Genomic DNA, 20,340 nt, shown 5'->3' on the forward strand with positions numbered 1-20,340 from the left:
CAGTATGATAGCGATAAAAAAAGTCCTGTATATGTCCGTCCCGCTTCTGATGGCCGTGGCTTCCGGCGCGCAGGCGGATGATGGCTCCGCGTCCGATTCCTTAACCGTCGGGCTGGGGGGACAGTATGCCCCACGTTACTCAGGCTCAGACAAGCAGGTGTGGCAGGTGGTTCCGGTGCTGCAGGGTCGTAAAGGCGCTTTCTTTATTGATGCGCAAAAAGGGGTGGGATATGACCTGCAAAACGACAGCGGCTGGTATTTCGAACACACGCTGGGCTACGACTTCGGAAGGGATGATAAAAATTCTGGCTGGCGTGAGGGCGCAAACAATCTGAAAGGGATGGGAGACATTGATGCCACCCTGAATACCGGCCTTGCCGTCGGCTGGCAGGCCGCGCCATGGCTGAGTATGGAAGGCAAAGCGACGCTGCCGTTAACGGACAGCCAGGGGGCAAGCTATCAGGCTTCCGTTACGCTAATTCCGGTACAAAATAATCAGGACACGGTCGCCTTTCAGTCTGCGGCCCTGTTTGGCGACAGCCGTTATCTGAATACCTGGTATGGGGTCAGCGAGCAGCAGAGCCGCCGCACCGGCTATCGCCGCTATGCTGCGACGGGTGGATTCTATGGCGTCGACACCAGCCTGACCTGGAGCCATCAGTTCGATGCCCACTGGGGAACGGTTCTGAGCGCGGACTATACCTGGCTTGGCGATCGTGCGAATAACAGCCCGATCGTGATGCGGCGCAATGAGGGAGCTGCAACCGCCGCTATCACCTGGACATTTTAAATTCGAGAAGCACGAGGGGACGAGAGGATTATTTCTTCTTATCCATCATCGCTTTTAAATCGGCAAACGGGTTAAACGTGGCGACGCCTACGTCTTTTTGCGCGTCTTCCCCGGCGACCACGGTGGTGCCGTACTGATCCGCTTCGGTGTATTTCGAATGTTCGTGGTCGTGGCAAAACAGGCACAACAGCTCCCAGTTGCTGCCATCTTCCGGGTTGTTGGTATGGTCGTGATCGATATGATGAACCGTGAGTTCACGCAGATTGGAATAGACAAACTCGCGCGAGCAGCGTCCGCAGACCCAGGGATAGATTTTTAATGCTTTTTCGCGATAGCCGCTTTCCAGCCGCGCGTAGTTTTTGGGGATCAAAGCCATTGCCGGTTTTACCTGTGATAAAAATAGTGTGCCAATATAGCCCATCGGGTGCCGTAAAGGTAAACGCCATTGCTCCGTTAGAGTGAAAATGCGCCTTCAAGCGTAATCACACATTTTCCCCCTACGCGAACCACCGCCTTTCCTGACGAGGCATCGTATCCCGCGAACAGCACGCTTGCTCGCCCCATATCAACGCCCTGACTGACGTTAAGGTTAAGCGTCGTTTTATTGCGGTGCAACGCCAGCAGCGCCGTTGTAGCGGCGGTCGCGCTACCTGTTGCAGGATCTTCTGTCATGCGGGGAGTAAACATGCGGGCCTGCACATCGTGAGGTTCATCGGGATCCGTATCCAGGGTATAGGCATAGAGGGAAACCGCGCCATCCAGCGGTAACGTTGCGCGAAAACCCTGTAAATTCGGCACGCACCGACGAAGCGCCTCGCGAGAAGCCAGCTCGGCTATCAGGAAGGGCAGACCTACCGACGCGACAACAGGCATATGTACCGCGGTACGGATATCTTCTGCGTTCAGGGATAAGCAGGCAGCCACGCTTTCCGGGCTTACTTCAGAGCGGCAGGAGAGTGCCTCAGGCACCAGGAGTTCTGCGCCAGTCACGGTATCGTTGTCACGCAGCAGGCGTACTGGCACCAGACCGGCTATTTCCTCGAAGTGCAGCGTTTCAGGCAGGGGCTGATGATTCATCGCGGCGTGATAGGCCAGCACGTACGCAGTTCCAACATTCGGGTGCCCGGCGAAGGGGATCTCGCGCGAGGGCGTAAAAATTCGCACGCGTGCCGTACTGGAGGGATTGTCTGGCGGCAGAACGAACGTGGTTTCGCTGTAGCCAAATTCAACGGCGACCTGCTGCATTTGTGCTTTGCTCATACCCTCCGCATCGAGTACGACGGCGACAGGGTTACCCTGAAACGGGGTGTCAGTAAAAACATCCGCAACAACATAGCGTCTCTTCATTTTCTGTCCGGTGTAAAAATCCTGACATAGAGTAGTAACGTTAAATCAAACCGATAACCAGCCGTTTTTTACCTGACGGACCTGAAAAAAATTCAATCAATTTATTTGAATTATTCCGTTAAATAAACGGCATTTATTCTTACCGGGTAATGCGTAAAGTGTATAGAACGCAAAGCATTCTCAGGACACATGGTTATGAAAAAGATCGGGTTTTTATCCTTTGGTCACTGGACGCCTTCACCGCAGTCCGGCACGCGCTCGGCGGCAGACACGCTGCTGCAGTCCATTGATTTAGCCGTGGCGGCTGAAGAGCTGGGGGCAGACGGCGCCTATTTCCGCGTGCACCACTTTGCCCGACAGCTTAGCTCGCCGTTCCCTCTGCTGGCGGCCATTGGCGCAAAAACGAAAACCATCGAAATCGGTACCGGCGTAATTGACATGCGCTATGAAAACCCGATGTACATGGCCGAAGACGCGGGCGCGGCGGATCTAATTTCCGGCGGTCGTTTGCAGCTTGGCATCAGCCGCGGCTCGCCGGAGCAGGTCATTGATGGCTGGCGCCATTTCGGCTATGTCCCGCAGGAAGGGGAAGACGAATCGGATATGGCGCGCCGTCATACCGAGGTGCTGCTTGAGGTGCTGCGCGGTGAAGGGTTTGCCAAACCCAATCCGCAGCCTATGTTCCCGAATCCGCCGGGGCTGCTGCGCCTGGAGCCGTATTCTGAAGGGCTGCGCGAGCGTATCTGGTGGGGCGCCGGTTCGAATGCGACGGCCGTATGGGCCGCAAAGCTGGGAATGAACCTGCAAAGTTCAACCCTGAAGGACGATGAAACCGGCGAGCCGTTCCATATTCAGCAGGCAAAACAGATCCGCGCGTACCGTCAGGCCTGGAAAGAGGCAGGGCATACGCGCCAGCCGCGGGTGTCGGTCAGCCGCAGCATTTTTGCGCTAATGGACGACCGCGACCGGATGTATTTCGGTGCCAGCCGCAACGACAGCGATAGCGTGGGCTACCTTGATGAGAAAACGCGCGCGATCTTCGGGCGCAGCTATGCGGCGGAGCCGGACAAGCTGATTGAACAGCTGAAAAAGGACGACGCGATTGCCGAAGCCGATACGTTATTACTGACCGTGCCGAACCAGCTGGGTGTGGATTACAATGCGCACGTGATTGAATCCATTCTCAAACACGTCGCACCGGCAATGGGCTGGCGCGAGTAGTTGGCACGCAGGGATAGCGCGTGGCGTGATTCTCAATCTGTAACTATCCGGGCGCTTATCGCGAAGACAGGAGGGGCAATACGTCCCTCCTGTCAGCGCTATTTATGGCTCATATCGCTCAGCAGCACGGCGATAGTTTGCCCGCCCGCCGTCTGTTCCAGACCAATCTTGACGATAATGGTCAGCGGGACGGAGAGCAGCATCCCAACGGGCCCGAGAAGCCAGCCCCAGAAAATCAGGGACAAAAAGACCACCAGCGTGGAGAGTCCCAGCCCCCGACCCATCATGCGTGGCTCAAGAATATTACCGAACACCAGGTTGATGACCAGATAGCCGGCCAGCAGGATCAGCGCGTCATAAAGCCCGCTGAAAACCAGCACCTGGAGGATAGGGGGGATCGCCGCCAGCACGGAGCCGATGTTGGGAATGTAGTTAAGCGCAAACGCCAGTAACCCCCAGACAAACGCAAAGCGAACGTCCAGCGCCAGAAGCATCCCCCAGACAACACCGCCCGTGATCAGGCTAATCGCCGTTTTCAGCACAAGATAGCGGGAGACGCTGTCCAGCGCGCGTTGAATCGCTCCCATTCCTTCAACCGGACGGACCATCATCTGCTGCAGCTTTGCCGGCAGCTGCGGCACCTCCAGCAGCATGAACACCACCGTTAAAAACAGCAGGAAAATGGAGGTCATGGCATTGGAAAGCTGCGCCAGCAGGCTGGTGACGATCGTCATGGCCGCATTGGGGTCGATATATTTCAGGAGTTCCTCAACCGAGACTTCGATGCCCGCGCGCTGCAGCCAGGGTTCCAGCTGCAGCAGCGGTATCGCCAGCGAAGAGCGGTACTTCGGCAGCGTTCGCGCCAGTTCATTGAGCGAGGTCCCCAGATACGCCACCAGCAAGACCATCGCCACAATGATGATGCTGATAAGCAGCGTTATCGCCAGCACGCGCGGGATGCGTAGCCGCGTCATGCGCTGCACCAGCGGGTTAAGGATCACCGCAACAAACAGGGCCAGAATAAAAGGCACAATAATGTCGGCGGCAAAACGAACGCCCGTCAGTATGATCACCAGCATGCCCAGCATGATGACAATTTTTAACCCGTTCAGGGTAATAATGGGTTTAGCCATGGTGACTCCGAATTTTTCTTTATATTTATAATAAAGGTGAAAGGCGTTGCAATAAACTAACCAAAATCAAACGGTATGGGTAAAGAATTGCAAAGACTTTGAGTAAAATCCTGGCTTATGGTACAAATCTGGTGTGTTTAACTACCGAGGACAATTTTCATCCGCAAAGACGAGAAGCAACAACGCGGATAATTGTAATTTTATGGACAATATGTTCAGGACGTACTCTTCAAACAATACCGCTGTCTACTCCACCTCCTTCTGCCTGCTTTCTGGTGAGCAACACTGGCGCACCGCACTATAGTCACGTCTTCTGCCTGAGCTGGCGCTAAGCGCTTAGCTATCTGATTTCAATTCGTATTTTTTTGGTTTGCTGCACGCAGCGAGCCATGATGGATTATATTCTCAAGCAGGAGAAAAACATGTTTTACTGGATCCTATTAGCGCTGGCTATCATCGCTGAAATTACCGGCACGCTGTCTATGAAATGGGCAAGCGTCAGCGATGGCAACACCGGTTTTATTTTGATGCTGGTGATGATTTCGCTTTCTTATATTTTCCTCTCGTTTGCGGTGAAAAAAATTGCGCTGGGCGTCGCGTATGCACTGTGGGAAGGGATCGGTATTTTGTTGATTACGCTGTTCAGCGTGCTGATATTTGACGAAACATTAACAACAATGAAGGTCGCCGGATTAACGACGCTGGTCGCGGGTATTGTGCTGATTAAATCGGGTACCCGTAAGCCTGGCAAACAGCAGAAGGAGCAGAACCATGCAACAGTTTGAGTGGGTTCATGCGGCCTGGCTGGGGCTCGCCATCGTGCTGGAAATCCTGGCGAACGTTCTGCTGAAATTCTCGGATGGTTTTCGCCGTAAACTCTACGGCCTGATGTCGATTGCCGCGGTTCTGGGGGCGTTCAGCGCGCTGTCTCAGGCGGTAAAAGGGATCGATCTTTCGGTGGCCTATGCGCTGTGGGGCGGTTTTGGTATCGCCGCTACCCTGGCCGCTGGCTGGGTACTCTTCGGCCAGCGCTTAAACAACAAGGGCTGGATAGGGCTCATCTTGCTGCTTGCCGGCATGATCATGATAAAACTCGCCTGACAGACCTCTCGCCATGATTTACAGGCAGCGAAATTCGCTGCCTGTATTACGCTTAGAAAAGCAAAACATGAAGAGGATGGCTGATGTATCGCACATTAAGCTGGCGCAATATTCCCAATGCGAGAACGTTGTTTGCCCTGGTCTTCATGGCGGGCATCGGCTTAATCATCTCCATCGTCGCACTGCTCTATCTATCCCTGCATCTTATCAGCACCAAAACCAACGAAATTGATGAACACCGCACGGCGCTTTCCGTGCAGGGGTCTATTCAGACATCGGTTAACCGCGTCTCCTCTCTGGTGCTTGATAACGCCGTCTGGGACGATGCGGTGCGGGAGGCCTACCGTCCCACGCTCGATACCGACTGGTTGTACAACACCTGGGGTACTGGCTTTAAAATCAATAACCTCTATGACGGCACCTTCGTGCTGGATGAGCATTTCAACGTCCTCTGGGGATCGTTTCAAAGCCGGCCCTTTAACGAAAAAAACCTCGACTTCTTTGGTAAAGGCCTCAAAGCGCTTATCGACCAGCACGGGCGCGAGCTTGCGGGCGAAAAAAATATCTATGCGGGGATCAGCCAGACGCGCAACGGCGTGGCCTTTGTCGGCATTGGGCTGATTCGCCCGATGGTCGGCAGCTTACAGGTCCACGACGGAACGCGCCGCTATCTGGTGATTACCCGCCATCTGAACGCCAGAATATTATCCGACCTGGGCGGCACCTTTCAGATCGATAACCTCCATTTTACCCCAGGCAAAATCAACGATCGCAGTATGCCGCTGCACAGTGCGGCAGGGGAGTTAGTCGGATATCTGAACTGGCAGGCGCGGCTCCCGGGCGCACAGGCCGCCCGGGCGGCATCGTCTGATATCAGGCAGATTGTGGTGCTGGTGTCGGGGCTGATTCTGCTCTTCATTCTGGTGAGCAGCGTGGGGCTGTACAAACTCGCGCGCGGCGAAAGCCAGGCGCGTCTGGTTGCAAGAACGGACTGGCTAAGCCATCTGCCGAACCGGCGCGCGCTTATCGAAACGCTTGATCGGGTGCGTTTACGCGGCGATACCGACGTCAAAAGCGTGGTGTTTATCGATCTGGACGGTTTTAAAGATGTGAATGACATCTACGGCCACAGCGTGGGGGACGACCTCATCGTGGCGATAGCGAAAACGCTGAATGAACGCGTGCCGCCGGGCGGGATGCTGGCGCGCATGGGCGGGGATGAGTTTGCAATGACCATCGGCGGTGATGATGCAGAGGCGCAGGCTACCGCCTTTGCCGTTTCCGTGCTGGATTTTCTCACCACCCCGGTTCAACTGGGGGAACGCACCATCCATATCGGTGCCAGCATCGGTATCGCCAGCGGAACTCTGACGGAATGCAACAGTTCCGAACTGTTTCGCCGTGCCGATATTGCCATGTATCACGCCAAAATGAGCGGGAAAGGGCGTATTACCCACTACGACGCGGAGCTGAACAGCGTCCGGGAACGCAAGCTGGCGATTGAAAATCAGATCCGCAGCGGTCTGGAGCGCGATGAGTTTGAGGTCTGGTATCAGCCGATCGTTGACGCCCGCAGTCAGACAATGAGCAGCGTCGAAGCGCTGGTCCGCTGGCCACGTCGCCCGGAGGGGCCGCTGGGTCCGGATACCTTTATCGCCATTGCGGAGACCAGCGGGCTGATTTACAAGCTGGGTCAGTTCGTATTGCAGCGAGCATGTGAGGATCTACAGCCGTACGGTGAATTAAAGCTCTCCGTGAATATCTCCCCCGCGCAATTTCGCGATCCTGCCTTCGAAGAAAAAGTGGCCAGCGTGCTGGAGAGCACCCGTTTCCCGGCCAACCGGCTGCAGCTTGAGGTTACGGAGTCGTATGTACTGGAAAATCCGGAGCGAGCCCGCATGGCGATAGCGAATCTTAAAGCGCTGGGTACGGCGGTGGCGCTGGATGACTTTGGCACCGGCTATTCCAGCATTGGCTATTTGCGGCGTTTTAACTTCGACGCCATCAAGATTGATAAATCCCTGGCCGGGCTGGTGGATAACGATGAACAGGCGGCCGCGCTGGTGAGCGGTACGGTGCGGATCGCCAATGCGCTGGGCATGGCGGTGGTGGCAGAAGGGGTGGAAACCGAGAAGCAAATGAAACTGCTGCGGCTGGCTGGCTGCGATCAACTGCAGGGTTTTTGGTTCAGCCAGCCGATGCCAATTGAGTCAATCAAAGCGTTACGTAAGGTCAGACGCTGCTGATTTACTGCTGCGCCAGCGCTTCCAGCTGGTCGCGGAAACCGGTAACGGACAAGGCGCGGTTATCGGCGCGCCACCGGTCTTTTGCCGCCGGGGCAGAGCTCTGGACACCAATCAACTGCCAGCCATTGTCGGTTTTCAGCATCAGCGGCGAACCGCTGTCACCCGGCAACGTATCGCACTGATGCGAGAGTACGCTGGTTTGCGCCCAGCCCGTCACAATACAGTCGCTGTGCGTATAAAGCGTATCCAGATGATCGACAGGATAGCCTGACTGCGTCACCTTTCGGTCGGCGGCTTTCAGCGCGGCGGTGAGGGCGGCCTTGTCGCCGTCAAATAACGGCAGCGGCGTAATGCCCGAAGGCGGGTAGCGTAAAACGATCAGGCCAAAGTCCCATGAGGCGGCCGCCGGTGGCACTATCCAGCCGTCGCCATCCGGCTTCAGGCGTTTGCCGAGAGACGGATCGACCCGTCCCTCAATGCCGTGGATTTCATAGCGCCAGGTCCCTTTTTGCGACACAAACCGCAAGGCAACCGCTTTATCCGGCTTGCCGTTTGGCGGCGTTAACAGGCAGTGGCCTGCCGTCAGGGCAAGCTGCGGGGTGATCAGCGTCGCGGTGCATAAGTTACCGCTGGCGGTTTCCAGTTGACCTATAGCATCCCAGGGGGCCTGGGTGGGATCGGCGACGCGCGTACGATCGTCATGACCGAAAAAAAGCGTCTTTAGCTCTTTCGCGCTAATGGTGTCATCACCGCCATCATCCGCATGTGAGAATCCAGAAAAAAGACCAAACGTTCCCAGTAACAACACAACAGATTTACGCATATCACACTCTGGTGGGGGTAATTATGATTATTAAAAGTGAACCCTATGAAAATACTATAGACGGGACAGCGCTAAAGTGGGAGTAAAATCAGCGTGCTACAATCAGGAAAGATAAAAATGGCTGGCGATGAGCGCGCATAAAATAAGCAGGATAAGAATCAGCTCAAACCGATAGCGTCGCAGCATACGCCCTCCGGAAATAAAAAAACGGCGCGGAACCTGTTCCGGTTCAGCGCCGGTTTACCAACGTGCCCCGAAGGGCACGGTTAAGCTTGCACTCTTACGCAGCTGGCTGTGCAGCTGGTTTAGCAGCTTCGTGTTTTACTGCTTTTTTGTGATGCTTTTTAGCAGCCTGAGCTTTCTGTTCTACAGCCGGTTTGGTCGCTTTTTTGTGGTGCTTTTTAGCAGCCTGCGCTTTCTGTTCTACAGCCGGTTTGGTCGCTTTTTTGTGGTGCTTTTTAGCAGCCTGCGCTTTCTGCTCTACAGCCGGTTTAGCGGCTTTTTTGTGGTGCTTTTTAGCAGCCTGAGCTTTCTGCTCGGTTGGTGCTGCTGTTGCTGGTGCAGCGGCTTCTTTTTTCGCTGCAGCTTTGTGATGTTTCTTATGGTGAACCGCTTTTGCTGGCGCAGCGGTGGTGGTTGCAGCAGGCGCGGCAGCCGGTGCGGCAGTTGCGGTAGTGTCAGCAGCAAATGCAGCAGAAGACAGACCCATAGCAGCGGCAACAACCAGAGCTAATACTTTATTCATTCTCATACCCTCGAATTTGGTTTTTCATTTAACCCCACTGCGGGGCCGTTGAAATAACTATATCCCTGTAAATTCGAGGTTTCCGTGAGTGATTGGTATCGGCGTGTAACGGAATGTACAGCGGGGAGAAAAGGGTACGAACAGGCCAAACGCCGCTGCTCGTACGGGCCTCTGTTATTTGTTCAGTGTGGCCAGAATAGCCGCCGGAGACTGACTGCCTATAATCGTCCGTGATTCAGGCTCGATCACCACCATTACCGGGGTGATGCTAATGCCCAAACGTTCTGCCAGGGCAGATTGCCGCGCGATCAGATCGGAGCAGGCTGTGGTGGTGTCGTTATCCGGTAAAAATCCTGCCATCGCTTGTTGCAGGCTTTTGACCTTATCGGTTGAACACCAGACGCGCCCCATATCTTCAATTACCGAGTCGCGAATGGCGTTGGGCGCAACGGTCAGAAACGACATTGTCAAACCGGCATCCGTATATTGCTTAACGCTTTTCACTACGTTGCTGCAGTAAATGCACTGATTATCAATAAACACCAGCAGCTTATATTTTTCAGCAGGAGCCTGAAACGTGATGGGCTGGAGGTCTGCAAGAGAACGGGTAATATCGTTGAACGCGTCTTGCGGGGTAGTATCCGTGGCTGCGAAAGTACTTAAACTTGTCGCACACAGAATGGCTAACATCGTTTTCATTATGCCTTTCATCATTCATCCCTTTATTTTTTTAATCCTGACCAGATGGCAGTCTAATTGTGTCGGAAGGACACGCATTCATACACCCGACGCAATCATGACAACATGTGCTAAATCATATTCTTATTGAAAAGGGTGAGAAGAGTGCCGGAGCAGGCTCCGGCAGAGGGATTAAAGATAACGGGAGGTCAGATGTTCGCGGAAGTAACGGATATTCAGATCTTCACCCGTCGCCTGGGTGATTAATTGCGACGTGCTGAAGCGGCTGCCGTGCTGCCAGATGTTCTGACGCAGCCACTCAAAGAGTGCGGAAAAATCGCCCTCAGCGATGGAGGCCTGCAGACCCGGCAGTGCGGTTCGGGCGGCATGGAACAGCTGCGCGGCGTACATAGCGCCAAGCGTGTATGACGGGAAGTAACCAAAACCGCCATCGGTCCAGTGGATGTCCTGCATACAGCCGTTGCGGTAGTTGTCTTTGGTGGATAATCCGAGCCAGGCCTGCATTTTCTCATCCCACAGGGCGGGAATATCGTCCACCTCGATCTCGCCGTTGATCAGCGCACGCTCAATCTCATAGCGCAGCACCACGTGTGCCGGGTAGCTCACTTCGTCCGCATCGACGCGGATATAGCCAGGCTTCACGCGCTGGTTCCAGGCAATGAAGTTCTCTTCGCTGAACGCCGCCTGGCTGCCAAAGCGGGCGTGTACCGCAGGGAGAAGATGCCTGAGGAAGGCTTCACTGCGCCCCAACTGCATTTCAAAGAACAGGCTCTGTGACTCATGGATCGCGGTTGAGCGCGCCAGGGCAACCGGCTGCCCTGCCCACGCGCGCGGCAGGTTTTGTTCATAGCGGGCGTGTCCGGTTTCGTGGATCACGCCAAACAGCGCGCTGAGCAGCTCATCTTCGTCATAGCGCGTGGTGATGCGCACGTCTTCCGGGACGCCGCCGCAGAACGGGTGCGCGCTCACGTCCAGGCGACCGCCGTTAAAATCGAAGCCAAGCATCTTCATGGCTTCAAGGCCCAGTTCACGCTGTGTTGCCGTCGGGAAGGGGCCTTGCGGCGGAATAAACGACCGTTGAGCCTGTTTTTCGACCACGTTTGCCAGCAGGTCCGGGAGCCAGGACTTCATATCGCCGAACAGAACGTCCAGACGCGCGCTGGTCATGTCGGGTTCAAAAATGTCCAGCAGCGCGTCGTACGGCGTACAGCCTTTGGCTTCGGCCCGCAGGCGAGCCTCTTCGCGGCTGAGTTTGACCACCTCTTTCAGGTTGGCGGAAAAACCCTGCCAGTCGTTAGCGGGGCGCTGAGTACGCCAGGCGTGTTCACATTTGCTGCCTGCCAGGGATTTCGCTTCCACCAGCGATTCCGGCAGCAGAGTGGCCTGCTGGTAGTGGCGCGTCATTTCGCGCAGGTTGGCCTGTTCGACATCATTCAGATCTTCACCTGCCGCCGCCGCTAACAGGTCGCCGACTTTTTTATCGGTCAGGATCTGATGTTGCAGGACGCTCATCTCCGCGAGTGCTTCACCGCGCGCGGCGCTGCCGCCCGGCGGCATCATGGTGAACATGTCCCAGCTGGCGATGGAGGAGAGGTGCGAGAAGCGGGAGAGACGCTGGAATACTTTTACAAGTTGTTGGTATTGCGGGGTTTTTTCCATTCTACATCGTCCTTCTAAGTGGGAGTGTTCTAAGGAGCATTCGTGAATAGTAACAAACATTCAACACAATCCCTGCACATTTCCTTCACTGAAAGAGATGGGTATGTATGGAGGAAAAGACACTCTAAACAGATGCAGTGGGTACCGGATTCAGTTCGATATCACATACTCAGTCATGCGCACACCACCACGTCAGATCGTGTGTATAAGACCAGACAGCCGTTGAAACAGATGCTTCTGGCGTTAAATAAGGCCACAGTGATGTCTAGACAAGTCCAGTAAGGAAGGAGGGGGGGCGAAACTCCCCCCGCTGTGCTTTAGTTATCTCTCGTAATTATATTTTTTCAAAACAGTTGCCTCTGTCATGCCTGTGTATTCAGACATCGTTATATAGTTAGGCTTCACTATTGGTTTCAAACAGTTTAAAAATGCTTGTTGCTTATTGTGATAGGTAGGAAGGTGTCCCCACTCTTTGATTTTACTCAGTTCAATGTTGCTCTCAGCAATCTTCGGAAACTCCAAGAGAAATTGATGTAATTCATCAAGGACATAATCAGTTAAAGAAATTGCTGATTCTGTTATATCTACAAATCCACCGCAGAGTTCATCACCAAGCATTTTTCGTACTAAATTCACGTCCCTGTATTCCAAGATACCAACCTGAGACATAACCTCTTTAACCCTTTCATTGATATGGTTTCTTTTACGCAGAAGCTCCATAACTTGATTGTAGTTTTCAAACATCGCGCCAATCTTGACAACATTTCTCCAGGATTTACGCAACTCATCTATTGAAGGTTGCTTAATTTTTCTTCTTAAAATGCGATGAAGGAATGTCCATTTTATCTTTTGCCAAAGACTCTTATTTGCTGCGGGTCTAGTCCTAATGAAAAAAAGCTCATGAGCATTGAATTTAACATCTTCGAGCTTGGTGACTATTGTGGGGAATTCTCCCGCCCTTACCAGCGGGACGTCTGATGAGATGTGCTCGTAATTTGACTTGATTGCTACCAGCTTTGCCAGACATCCATGTGCTAATACAAAAACTTGGTTTGCTGCTACAAAATTGTCTCTGGCAATGTTTTTTAACTCTTGACGTTTGCTTATGCGAACAGCGGAAAGACCACCCAGTAGTGCACCAAAAAGAGCAATCACAAAAGGAAGAACATAGTCCTTAAGATAATCGGGTTTTGGTTGAAGTGCTGATATAGCCTTGGCAATAAGCTCTGCATCATGACTCATCACTTTGATTCCTCATTCTGCATACGTTTCATCCATTCAGCATGGCATGTCATGAGTTGTTGATAAGCTGATGTTTTTTCCATTCTTGTTCTTCCTTATCGTTTTGGGAGTATTGAGGGAGTGTATCGTGAATTATGGAGGATTAGTGCACTTTTGATGCAAGGGGCGCGAAGCCCCTTATTAGTCAGTCGTAGAGCCACTTTCCTGCTTTTGCCGACTCTGCAAACATTCTTACGGTCAACGGTATGCGGGTTGCTTCAACTTCTTCCCGCTTCAGCTTAAACCAGCGATCTAACAATGGGGTGTTCTGCCAGGGAAAATAATGAGACCAGTCCACACCCGATAAATCGACGTTAAACTCTTTCTCGTAACGGGTTAATGCATCATGAAGGTCATCGCCCGGTGAATCGAATAAATCAGAATCCAGTTCCAGAGGGACTTCTTTCCACTGGTTATCCAGATAGCCAGGAATTTCATCCCGAAACATACATAACACGTCGTCTACGATGCTCATCAGAAAGATGTCCACGCTATGCGGTCTTTTGGTCGTGCAATCAAATTGTATTTTTCTTGCGTACGCGTTGAAACTCGATGAAGAGTCAGTGCAAGTGAGGCCCACCCCAGCCAGGGGATATAACGACCAATTACCGCTGCGAGTTTGTTAGTTGGCTGCATCCTGACGCCTACGGGAGTGGGAATTTTAATCCCGAAGGGGAGACGTGCGTCCCGTAAAATTATTCGCGCGTACTTTGAAACAACGCTTGTTCCCAGGGTAGCGCCTTCAGGTTTTGCCCGAGTCCTTAGCCACGGTTGTCCGCCCAAAATAGCCGCGCCTGAAACGGCATCTATCCCCAACTCCATACAAAACTCCTCAAGAAAAATGATCTCAAGTAACTCGCCCGGAGTGACGTTTGAATGACCTCTGTAGAAGTAGGTTCCGTTAATTTCTTCCGTAGTATCCATACCAGTACCCCAGTTACGCTGTCGCCCGTTCATTCCATGCGTCAGAGAAAATGATATTGCCGTCGTTATGTTTCCACGTAATTTTCTCATAGCGCAATTCAACCGTTTCGAGGTGGTTGTTATTGGTGTCGCCCGGCGAGGCCATTGCAGGTGATACTGAAACAATCCGCACGCCTTCCAGAAGAATATTGAAATACTCCGCTTCAAGACCTGCGTCATTAATCTTGTAGAATTTAAGTTCGGCTTTTTGCAGAGCCTGACCTGTCGCGACCGCTTTGTAGAGATAGGGTGATGAGTAATCAAATTCCTTTACGATCATCATTGGGGAGTGGATGCGTTTACCCGTAGGTTTACCCGTCAGGTTATCGGTTGGCGTCGAAAGATTGTGGTGAAATCCTTTGAACTCAATGCTGTATTCCCTGTGCTGCACATCACAACCGCCTTTGATAAGCGCACCACCGTCATCGAACAACCACATATTGCCTGGAATGGCCATTTTAAAATCCCTCTTTTCATACGATGAAGTCGATGAGCTTACAGAGAGAGGGAAGAGAGCTGAATGCACAAAATGGTTATAAAGAATTCGTTTTACTTAATACTGAATTAAGTTTAGCTAACATGAGAAACGCGCCCCCGTACATTAGCTGATATGCGGGGGATAGCGTTTGTTTATTTCAAACGCTGATGCAGGCTTCTCCCCACCAGCAGCGCCGCGCACAGCATCAGCGCGATAAACCCGCCCACGCCGTTCCAGCCGTAGTTATGCCAGAACACGCCGCCGAGGGTCCCGGCGATGCTGGAGCCCAGGTAATAGCTGAACAGATACAGCGATGATGCCTGGCCTTTGGCGCGACGCGCGCGCGGGCCAATCCAGCTGCTGGCGACCGAGTGGGCGGCGAAGAACCCGGCGGAGAAGAGCAGCATCCCGGCAAAGATGAACCACAGCGAGGATAATAGCGTCAGCAGCAGGCCGAGTAACATCACGCCCGTGAAGACCAGCAGTACCGGCCCGCGTCCATAGCGTGCGGTCATCGCCCCGGCTTTTGGCGAGCTCCATGTGCCGGTGAGATAGGCCACAGAAAGCAAACCGACAACGGCCTGATTCAGATGCCATGGCGAGAGCATCAGGCGGTAGCCTATATAGTTAAACAGCGTGACGAAGGCACCCATCAGCAGGAATCCCATCAGAAACAGTCGCGGCAAACCTTTGTCGCGCCAGTGCAGGCGGAAGTTGATAAACAGCGTTTTCGGGCGCAGCGATGTCGGGCGGAAATGACGCGATTCCGGCAGAATTTTCCAGAACATCAGCGCTGATGCCAGCGCAAAACATCCGATTACCGCCAGCGCAATACGCCAGTTAAAGAAGTCCGTAAACACCCCGCTCAGCAGGCGGCCACTCATTCCGCCAATCGAGTTCCCGCTGATGTAAAGCCCCATAGAGAAAGCAACAAAGCTCGGGTGGATCTCCTCGCTGAGGTAGGTCATCCCGACCGCCGCCACGCCGCTGAGCGAGAGCCCAATCAGCGCGCGCATCACCAGAATACCGTGCCAGCTGGTCATCATGGTCGAGAGTAACGTACAGACCGACGCCAGCATCAGCGCGGTTACCATCACCGGTTTACGGCCAATGGCGTCGGACAGCGGCCCGGTAAAGAGCAGCCCAATCGCCAGCATGCCGGTAGAAACAGAGAGCGAAACGCTGCTGCTGGCAGGCGATACGCCAAACTCATGAGAGAGAACGGGCAGGATCGGCTGAACGCAATAGAGCAGGGCGAAGGTCGCCAGACCGGCGGAAAAGAGCGCCAGCGTGACGCGCATAAATTGGGGGGTACCACGTTTAATGAACTGGACCGGCTGCGGTGCTGCGGGTAAATCATCGATATCTCTTGCCGGATCGATATCAATAGTCGTTGTACGGCTCACACAATTTCCTTGCTTAAACATCCCCGTGATTTCTGGTGACGGGTATGACCACCTGTTCAGGGTAGGAAAATGTAAATATTCTGTCTAATATATTAATAATCTCAAATGATACTTTAAAAATATGAATATCGAGCTGCGTCATCTTCGCTACTTTGTCGCCGTCGCCGAGGAGCTGCATTTTGGCCGTGCGGCGGCACGCCTGAATATCTCTCAGCCACCGTTAAGCCAGCAGATTCAAATCCTGGAGCAGCAGGTCGGGGCGCGCCTTCTGGCCCGCACCAACCGCAGCGTGAGCCTGACGGCGGCGGGTAAACAGTTCCTGATCGACAGCCGACAAATTCTGAGCATGGTTGATGACGCCGCCGCCCGTGCAGAGCGGCTCTATCTCGGGGAAGCCGGAGAGCTTCGGATCGGGTTTACCTCGTCCGCGCCGTTTATCAGCGCCGTCTCGGAGACCCTATCGTCATTTCGTCGCCACTTTCCGGATGTTCACATTCAGACGCGCGAAATCAACACCCGCGAGCAGATTGCACCGCTGAATGAGGGAGCGCTGGATCTGGGGCTGATGCGTAACACCCAGCTGCCGGACACGCTGGCGTGGGAGGTTATCCTGCGCGAACCGCTGATGGCTATGATCCCGCACGATCACCCGCTGGCGTCGCGTCCGGAGGTCTCGCTGGCAGAGCTGGCAAAAGAGCCGTTTGTCTTTTTTGACCCGCAGGTCGGGACGGGTCTGTATGACGATATCCTGGGGCTGATGCGCCGCTACGATCTTGCCCCGGTCATCACTCAGGAGGTAGGGGAAGCGATGACCATTATCGGCCTGGTCGCGGCCGGTCTGGGCGTATCTATTCTTCCGGCCTCCTTTAAGCGGGTGCAGCTGCGCGAAATGCGCTGGGTGACCATCGCCGAAGAGGATGCCGTTTCCGAAATGTGGCTGGTGTGGTCAAAACACCGTGAACAGAGCCATGCCGCACAGCGCTTCAAACAGCAGCTAATGAGCGCCTCTGCCGGGCGGCATTTTCACGCAAAAGAGGGTAAAAATGTGCGGTAAATCACATGGCTAAGTAAATATTTGACGACGGACATGCAAGTGCTTCACCATAGCAAACAGTTTATTTCGAAGCTCGAAAATAAGGGAGTACGAGGTGGTTGCTGATAGTCAGCCAGGGCATATCGATCAGATTAAGCAGACCAACGCTGGCGCGGTGTATCGCCTGATTGATCAGCTTGGTCCGGTTTCGCGTATCGATCTTTCGCGCCTGGCACAACTGGCACCTGCCAGTATCACCAAGATTGTCCGCGAGATGCTGGAAGCGCACCTGGTTCAGGAGACGGAAATTCAGGAGCCAGGCAGCCGCGGTCGTCCGGCTGTCGGGCTGGTGGTTGAAACGGAAGCGTGGCACTACCTGTCACTGCGCATCAGCCGGGGGGAGATCTTCCTTGCGCTGCGCGACCTGAGCAGCAAGCTGGTGGTGGAAGACCGGCTTGAACTGCCGCTCAACGCGGAGGAACCGCTCCTCGACGCGATTGTCTCGCATATCGATCACTTCTTTATCCGCCATCAGCAGCGGCTGGAACGCTTAACGGCGATTGCCATCACCATGCCGGGCATTATTGATACCGAAAACGGTATTGTTCACCGCATGCCGTTTTACGACGATGTCAAAGAGATGCCGCTGGGCGAGGTGCTGAAAAACCATACCGGCGTGCCCGTCTATATTCAGCATGACATCAGCGCCTGGACAATGGCGGAAGCGCTGTTTGGCGCGTCGCGCGGCGCGCGGGATGTGATTCAGGTGGTCATCGACCATAACGTCGGGGCGGGCGTGATTACCGACGGACGTCTTCTCCACGCCGGGAGCAGTAGCCTGGTGGAAATCGGTCATACCCAGGTCGACCCGTACGGCAAGCGCTGCTACTGCGGAAACCACGGCTGTCTGGAGACCATTGCCAGCGTGGAAAGCGTGCTGGAGCTGGCGCAGGTCAGGCTCAGCCAGTCCATGAGCTCTTCGCTGCACGGACAACCCTTAACGGTGGATTCCCTCTGCGCCGCCGCGCGCCAGGGCGATCTGCTGGCGAAGGACATTATTACCGGCGTGGGTAATAACGTTGGCCGCATTCTGGCCATTATGGTGAACCTCTTCAATCCACAAAAAATCCTTATTGGCTCACCGCTGAGCCAGGCGGCGGAGATCCTCTTCCCGGCAATCTCGGCCTGTATCCATCAGCAGTCGCTTCCCGCCTACAGCAAAAATATTGCGGTAGAAAGCACCCAGTTTTCCAACCAGGGAACCATGGCCGGCGCGGCGCTGGTCAAAGACGCCATGTATAACGGCTCGCTGTTGATCCGCCTGCTGCAGGGTTAACTCTTTTCCGCAGATGTAAGAAAAATTGCGCTATCTCAAGCCGGGTAGCGCACGCATCCCGTAGACTTCCTCCACTGAATTATTTACCTGGTTTATATTTTCGAAGCATACCCAAGAGGTGGAGTGAGTCATGCTTAAGCGTTTCTTTGTTACTGGTACAGATACCTCTGTCGGCAAGACCGTCGTATCCCGCGCATTGCTGCAGGCGCTGGCAGCAAGCGGTAAACGCGTGGCAGGATACAAACCGGTCGCAAAAGGCAGTAAAGAGACGCCAGAGGGATTGCGTAATAAAGACGCCCTGGTGCTGCAAAGCGTCTCGTCGCTGGAACTGCCTTATCACGCGGTCAATCCCATTGCGTTAAGCGAAGAGGAGAGCAGCGTAGCGCACAGCGGCCTGATTAATTATCCCCTGTTGTCCGACGGCCTGGCGAACCTGAGCGAAAAGGTGGACCACGTGGTCGTGGAAGGGACGGGCGGCTGGCGCAGCCTGATGAATGATTTGCGCCCGCTGTCTGAATGGGTCGTACAGGAACAGCTTCCGGTGGTAATGGTGGTGGGTATCCAGGAAGGGTGCATCAACCACGCGCTGCTGACGGCGCAGGCGATCGCCAATGACGGCCTGCCGCTGATTGGCTGGGTAGCAAACCGCATCAACCCGGGCCTGGCGCACTACGCCGAGATCATCGACGTGCTGAGCAAAAAGCTGCCCGGGCCGCTGGTGGGTGAACTGCCTTATCTGCCCCGCGCCGAGCAGCGCGAGCTAGCGCAGTACATCGATCTCTCTGCCCTCGGTGGCGTGTTGACCATAGACCGAGTCGTGGCGTAACGTCCGCGACAGCACGGACGCCACCACGCAGGCGACCAGCAGGCCGGGCAGTAAAAAATACTGCCCGGTCATTTCACAGACCATCAGCGCCGACATAATGGGCGCATGCGTGGTCGCGGCAAGTAGCGTTGCCATTCCCGCCAGCCCCAGCAAAATCGCCGTCTCAGAGCCCGGCAGCCACAGCGCGAAAAGCTGCGCGAACAGCATTCCTGTTGCCATACCGACAAACAGCGTGGGCGTAAACACCCCTCCGGGCGCGCCCGATCCGCTGCTCGCCAGTACCGCCAGCAGTTTACAGATGAACACCCCGGCAATCACCGACAGCAGCGGCGGGGCGAGCAGAAAAGCCTGAACCACGCTGTAGCCATTCCCCCACACCTTCGGCGTGAGAAGAGACAGCAGCCCGACGATCGCACCGCCCAGCGCCAGCTGCCACGGCGGTGAAAGCTTGAGGCGCAGGAAAAGCCCGTGGCTGACGTCCATCAGCCACATCAGCAGCGGTCCGCAGAGGCCCGCCACCAGCCCCATCGCGACGAGAAGAGCATAATCGGCCGCGGTAAGGAGGCCGCTCAGATGGACCGCGTAGAGCGTACCCGCGCCCGGAGCCAGGAGCTGAGTGGTGAGAAGCGCCACCACCGCCGCGATCACCACGGGGCCGAGAGAGGCCAGCATCAGCGTGCCAAACAGAATTTCCGCGATGAACAGGCTTCCGGCCAGGGGCGCGTGATAGGCGCTGGCCATCCCGGCGGCGGCACCGCAGGCTATCCATAATTTCCATTCGGATTTGGGCGTAAAGCGCCGGGCGAAAAGGGAGGCGGCGAGGGCGGCAAGCAGGATCATCGCCCCTTCACGCCCGATGGCGCTTCCGCTGGCCACGACCAGCAGCGAGGCAAGGGATTTCACAAGGCTGGCGCCGTAGTCAAACTGGCCGTCTCCGGTCTCCAGCGCTTCCATGTAATCGGTGGGAGCATGAGGCCGCTGCGCGGTGAGACGCTGCCATCCCCAGAGCAGCAGTCCGGCGGCCAGCCCACCCAGCGCGGGCGTTAATGCGCGCCGCCAGGGCGAGAGCGACGCGGCCGCATTCACCAGGCTGCCGCTGTCGTTGCTGAGAAGCAGCCACTCCAGCAGGTACATGCTGTGGCGGAATACCGCAACGGCGAGCGCGGCCAGCACGCCGGTGACGGTGGCAATCAGCAGACGACGAAACATCGCGCGGATGTCGGGGTAGGTATGAAGACGTTGCATGGGTCGCG

21 protein-coding genes are annotated in these 20,340 nt (G+C 54.9%); 8 read left to right on the plus strand and 13 right to left on the minus strand.

The window, feature by feature from the left end:
* The first annotated feature begins 4 nt into the window (after positions 1-4).
* A complete protein-coding gene (locus LBF07_RS22080; protein WP_094935348.1) occupies positions 5-790 on the plus strand; it encodes a MipA/OmpV family protein in 786 nt (261 codons plus the stop codon).
* 28 nt (positions 791-818) lie between these two features.
* Here LBF07_RS22080 and yajD read toward each other — a convergent pair whose 3' ends face one another.
* Both yajD and LBF07_RS22090 read right to left on the minus strand, forming a co-directional pair.
* Positions 819-1,166 carry an HNH nuclease YajD gene (yajD, locus tag LBF07_RS22085; RefSeq protein ID WP_003857471.1) on the minus strand — a complete coding sequence of 116 codons (348 nt, stop codon included), beginning with the start codon at positions 1,164-1,166 and terminating at the stop codon, positions 819-821.
* A 77-nt stretch (positions 1,167-1,243) separates the two neighbouring features.
* Complete coding sequence (locus LBF07_RS22090) at positions 1,244-2,137, minus strand: PhzF family phenazine biosynthesis protein (RefSeq protein WP_094935347.1); 894 nt, start codon at positions 2,135-2,137, stop codon at positions 1,244-1,246.
* Positions 2,138-2,332: 195 nt separating this feature from the next.
* Between LBF07_RS22090 and LBF07_RS22095 the strand changes: the two genes are divergently transcribed.
* The gene (locus LBF07_RS22095; RefSeq protein ID WP_032657621.1) at positions 2,333-3,358 is read left to right on the plus strand and encodes an LLM class flavin-dependent oxidoreductase; all 1,026 of its coding nucleotides are present in this window, start codon (positions 2,333-2,335) and stop codon (positions 3,356-3,358) included.
* Positions 3,359-3,456: 98 nt separating this feature from the next.
* Here LBF07_RS22095 and LBF07_RS22100 read toward each other — a convergent pair whose 3' ends face one another.
* Positions 3,457-4,491, minus strand: coding sequence for an AI-2E family transporter (locus LBF07_RS22100; protein WP_094935346.1), 1,035 nt, complete (start codon positions 4,489-4,491; stop codon positions 3,457-3,459).
* A gap of 422 nt (positions 4,492-4,913) precedes the next feature.
* Between LBF07_RS22100 and mdtJ the strand changes: the two genes are divergently transcribed.
* The 3 genes from mdtJ to LBF07_RS22115 all read left to right on the plus strand — a co-directional run bounded on the left by mdtJ (position 4,914) and on the right by LBF07_RS22115 (position 7,838).
* The gene (gene mdtJ / locus LBF07_RS22105) at positions 4,914-5,276 is read left to right on the plus strand and encodes a multidrug/spermidine efflux SMR transporter subunit MdtJ (protein WP_029739354.1); all 363 of its coding nucleotides are present in this window, start codon (positions 4,914-4,916) and stop codon (positions 5,274-5,276) included.
* Positions 5,263-5,592 (plus strand): multidrug/spermidine efflux SMR transporter subunit MdtI, encoded by a 330-nt coding sequence (gene mdtI / locus LBF07_RS22110; protein WP_094935345.1) that lies wholly within the window; start codon positions 5,263-5,265, stop codon positions 5,590-5,592. Before mdtJ ends, mdtI begins: the two co-directional genes overlap by 14 nt.
* 83 nt (positions 5,593-5,675) lie before the next feature.
* Positions 5,676-7,838: a bifunctional diguanylate cyclase/phosphodiesterase gene (locus LBF07_RS22115; protein ID WP_094935344.1), complete on the plus strand. Its 2,163-nt coding sequence runs from the start codon at positions 5,676-5,678 to the stop codon at positions 7,836-7,838.
* A gap of 1 nt (position 7,839) precedes the next feature.
* Here LBF07_RS22115 and LBF07_RS22120 read toward each other — a convergent pair whose 3' ends face one another.
* The 9 genes from LBF07_RS22120 to LBF07_RS22160 all read right to left on the minus strand — a co-directional run bounded on the left by LBF07_RS22120 (position 7,840) and on the right by LBF07_RS22160 (position 15,892).
* Positions 7,840-8,661 carry a serine protease gene (locus LBF07_RS22120; RefSeq protein WP_033145374.1) on the minus strand — a complete coding sequence of 274 codons (822 nt, stop codon included), beginning with the start codon at positions 8,659-8,661 and terminating at the stop codon, positions 7,840-7,842.
* 280 nt (positions 8,662-8,941) lie between these two features.
* Entirely contained in the window at positions 8,942-9,406 is a 465-nt protein-coding gene (gene asr, locus LBF07_RS22125; RefSeq protein WP_032657610.1) for an acid resistance repetitive basic protein Asr, read from the minus strand.
* Positions 9,407-9,580: 174 nt separating this feature from the next.
* Positions 9,581-10,120, minus strand: coding sequence for a thioredoxin fold domain-containing protein (locus tag LBF07_RS22130; protein WP_094935343.1), 540 nt, complete (start codon positions 10,118-10,120; stop codon positions 9,581-9,583).
* Between the two features lie 156 nt (positions 10,121-10,276).
* Complete coding sequence (locus LBF07_RS22135) at positions 10,277-11,764, minus strand: carboxypeptidase M32 (RefSeq protein ID WP_094935342.1); 1,488 nt, start codon at positions 11,762-11,764, stop codon at positions 10,277-10,279.
* 321 nt (positions 11,765-12,085) lie between these two features.
* Positions 12,086-13,006, minus strand: coding sequence for a hypothetical protein (locus tag LBF07_RS22140; RefSeq protein ID WP_206462068.1), 921 nt, complete (start codon positions 13,004-13,006; stop codon positions 12,086-12,088).
* Between the two features lie 184 nt (positions 13,007-13,190).
* Positions 13,191-13,535 (minus strand): DUF1493 family protein, encoded by a 345-nt coding sequence (locus tag LBF07_RS22145; protein WP_094935340.1) that lies wholly within the window; start codon positions 13,533-13,535, stop codon positions 13,191-13,193.
* Positions 13,520-13,969, minus strand: a complete 450-nt coding sequence (locus tag LBF07_RS22150) for an STM2901 family protein (RefSeq protein ID WP_094935339.1) — start codon at positions 13,967-13,969, stop codon at positions 13,520-13,522. Before LBF07_RS22150 ends, LBF07_RS22145 begins: the two co-directional genes overlap by 16 nt.
* 13 nt (positions 13,970-13,982) lie before the next feature.
* Positions 13,983-14,465: a type VI secretion system tube protein TssD gene (locus LBF07_RS22155; RefSeq protein WP_094935338.1), complete on the minus strand. Its 483-nt coding sequence runs from the start codon at positions 14,463-14,465 to the stop codon at positions 13,983-13,985.
* Between the two features lie 173 nt (positions 14,466-14,638).
* Positions 14,639-15,892: an MFS transporter gene (locus LBF07_RS22160; protein WP_094935337.1), complete on the minus strand. Its 1,254-nt coding sequence runs from the start codon at positions 15,890-15,892 to the stop codon at positions 14,639-14,641.
* A 121-nt stretch (positions 15,893-16,013) separates the two neighbouring features.
* Between LBF07_RS22160 and LBF07_RS22165 the strand changes: the two genes are divergently transcribed.
* From LBF07_RS22165 to bioD, 3 genes are all read left to right on the plus strand, one after another.
* Positions 16,014-16,946: a LysR family transcriptional regulator gene (locus tag LBF07_RS22165; RefSeq protein WP_048980481.1), complete on the plus strand. Its 933-nt coding sequence runs from the start codon at positions 16,014-16,016 to the stop codon at positions 16,944-16,946.
* A gap of 94 nt (positions 16,947-17,040) precedes the next feature.
* On the plus strand, positions 17,041-18,261 hold the full coding sequence (mlc, locus tag LBF07_RS22170) for a sugar metabolism global transcriptional regulator Mlc (protein WP_023311510.1): 1,221 nt from the start codon (positions 17,041-17,043) through the stop codon (positions 18,259-18,261).
* A gap of 130 nt (positions 18,262-18,391) precedes the next feature.
* Positions 18,392-19,087: a dethiobiotin synthase gene (bioD, locus tag LBF07_RS22175; RefSeq protein ID WP_039262691.1), complete on the plus strand. Its 696-nt coding sequence runs from the start codon at positions 18,392-18,394 to the stop codon at positions 19,085-19,087.
* On the opposite strand, the gene clcB is transcribed toward bioD, so the two are convergent.
* Positions 19,022-20,332 carry a voltage-gated ClC-type chloride channel ClcB gene (gene clcB / locus LBF07_RS22180; RefSeq protein ID WP_064672396.1) on the minus strand — a complete coding sequence of 437 codons (1,311 nt, stop codon included), beginning with the start codon at positions 20,330-20,332 and terminating at the stop codon, positions 19,022-19,024. The two genes, bioD and clcB, sit on opposite strands and share 66 nt — an antisense overlap.
* Positions 20,333-20,340: the final 8 nt, after the last annotated feature.

This window comes from Enterobacter cloacae complex sp. ECL352, from assembly GCF_020149545.1.
GTDB classification, from domain to species: Bacteria; Pseudomonadota; Gammaproteobacteria; order Enterobacterales; family Enterobacteriaceae; genus Enterobacter; species Enterobacter asburiae_B.

Bases quoted from the DNA above. Each gene is read 5' to 3' on its own strand.
- LBF07_RS22080 (WP_094935348.1), top strand. From the start codon at position 5: ATGATAGCGATAAAAAAAGTCCTGTATATGTCCGTCCCGCTTCTGATG.
- yajD (WP_003857471.1), bottom strand. From the start codon at position 1,166: ATGGCTTTGATCCCCAAAAACTACGCGCGGCTGGAAAGCGGCTATCGC.
- LBF07_RS22090 (WP_094935347.1), bottom strand. From the start codon at position 2,137: ATGAAGAGACGCTATGTTGTTGCGGATGTTTTTACTGACACCCCGTTT.
- LBF07_RS22095 (WP_032657621.1), top strand. From the start codon at position 2,333: ATGAAAAAGATCGGGTTTTTATCCTTTGGTCACTGGACGCCTTCACCG.
- LBF07_RS22100 (WP_094935346.1), bottom strand. From the start codon at position 4,491: ATGGCTAAACCCATTATTACCCTGAACGGGTTAAAAATTGTCATCATG.
- mdtJ (WP_029739354.1), top strand. From the start codon at position 4,914: ATGTTTTACTGGATCCTATTAGCGCTGGCTATCATCGCTGAAATTACC.
- mdtI (WP_094935345.1), top strand. From the start codon at position 5,263: ATGCAACAGTTTGAGTGGGTTCATGCGGCCTGGCTGGGGCTCGCCATC.
- LBF07_RS22115 (WP_094935344.1), top strand. From the start codon at position 5,676: ATGTATCGCACATTAAGCTGGCGCAATATTCCCAATGCGAGAACGTTG.
- LBF07_RS22120 (WP_033145374.1), bottom strand. From the start codon at position 8,661: ATGCGTAAATCTGTTGTGTTGTTACTGGGAACGTTTGGTCTTTTTTCT.
- asr (WP_032657610.1), bottom strand. From the start codon at position 9,406: ATGAATAAAGTATTAGCTCTGGTTGTTGCCGCTGCTATGGGTCTGTCT.
- LBF07_RS22130 (WP_094935343.1), bottom strand. From the start codon at position 10,120: ATGATGAAAGGCATAATGAAAACGATGTTAGCCATTCTGTGTGCGACA.
- LBF07_RS22135 (WP_094935342.1), bottom strand. From the start codon at position 11,764: ATGGAAAAAACCCCGCAATACCAACAACTTGTAAAAGTATTCCAGCGT.
- LBF07_RS22140 (WP_206462068.1), bottom strand. From the start codon at position 13,006: ATGAGTCATGATGCAGAGCTTATTGCCAAGGCTATATCAGCACTTCAA.
- LBF07_RS22150 (WP_094935339.1), bottom strand. From the start codon at position 13,969: ATGGATACTACGGAAGAAATTAACGGAACCTACTTCTACAGAGGTCAT.
- LBF07_RS22155 (WP_094935338.1), bottom strand. From the start codon at position 14,465: ATGGCCATTCCAGGCAATATGTGGTTGTTCGATGACGGTGGTGCGCTT.
- LBF07_RS22165 (WP_048980481.1), top strand. From the start codon at position 16,014: ATGAATATCGAGCTGCGTCATCTTCGCTACTTTGTCGCCGTCGCCGAG.
- bioD (WP_039262691.1), top strand. From the start codon at position 18,392: ATGCTTAAGCGTTTCTTTGTTACTGGTACAGATACCTCTGTCGGCAAG.
- clcB (WP_064672396.1), bottom strand. From the start codon at position 20,332: ATGCAACGTCTTCATACCTACCCCGACATCCGCGCGATGTTTCGTCGT.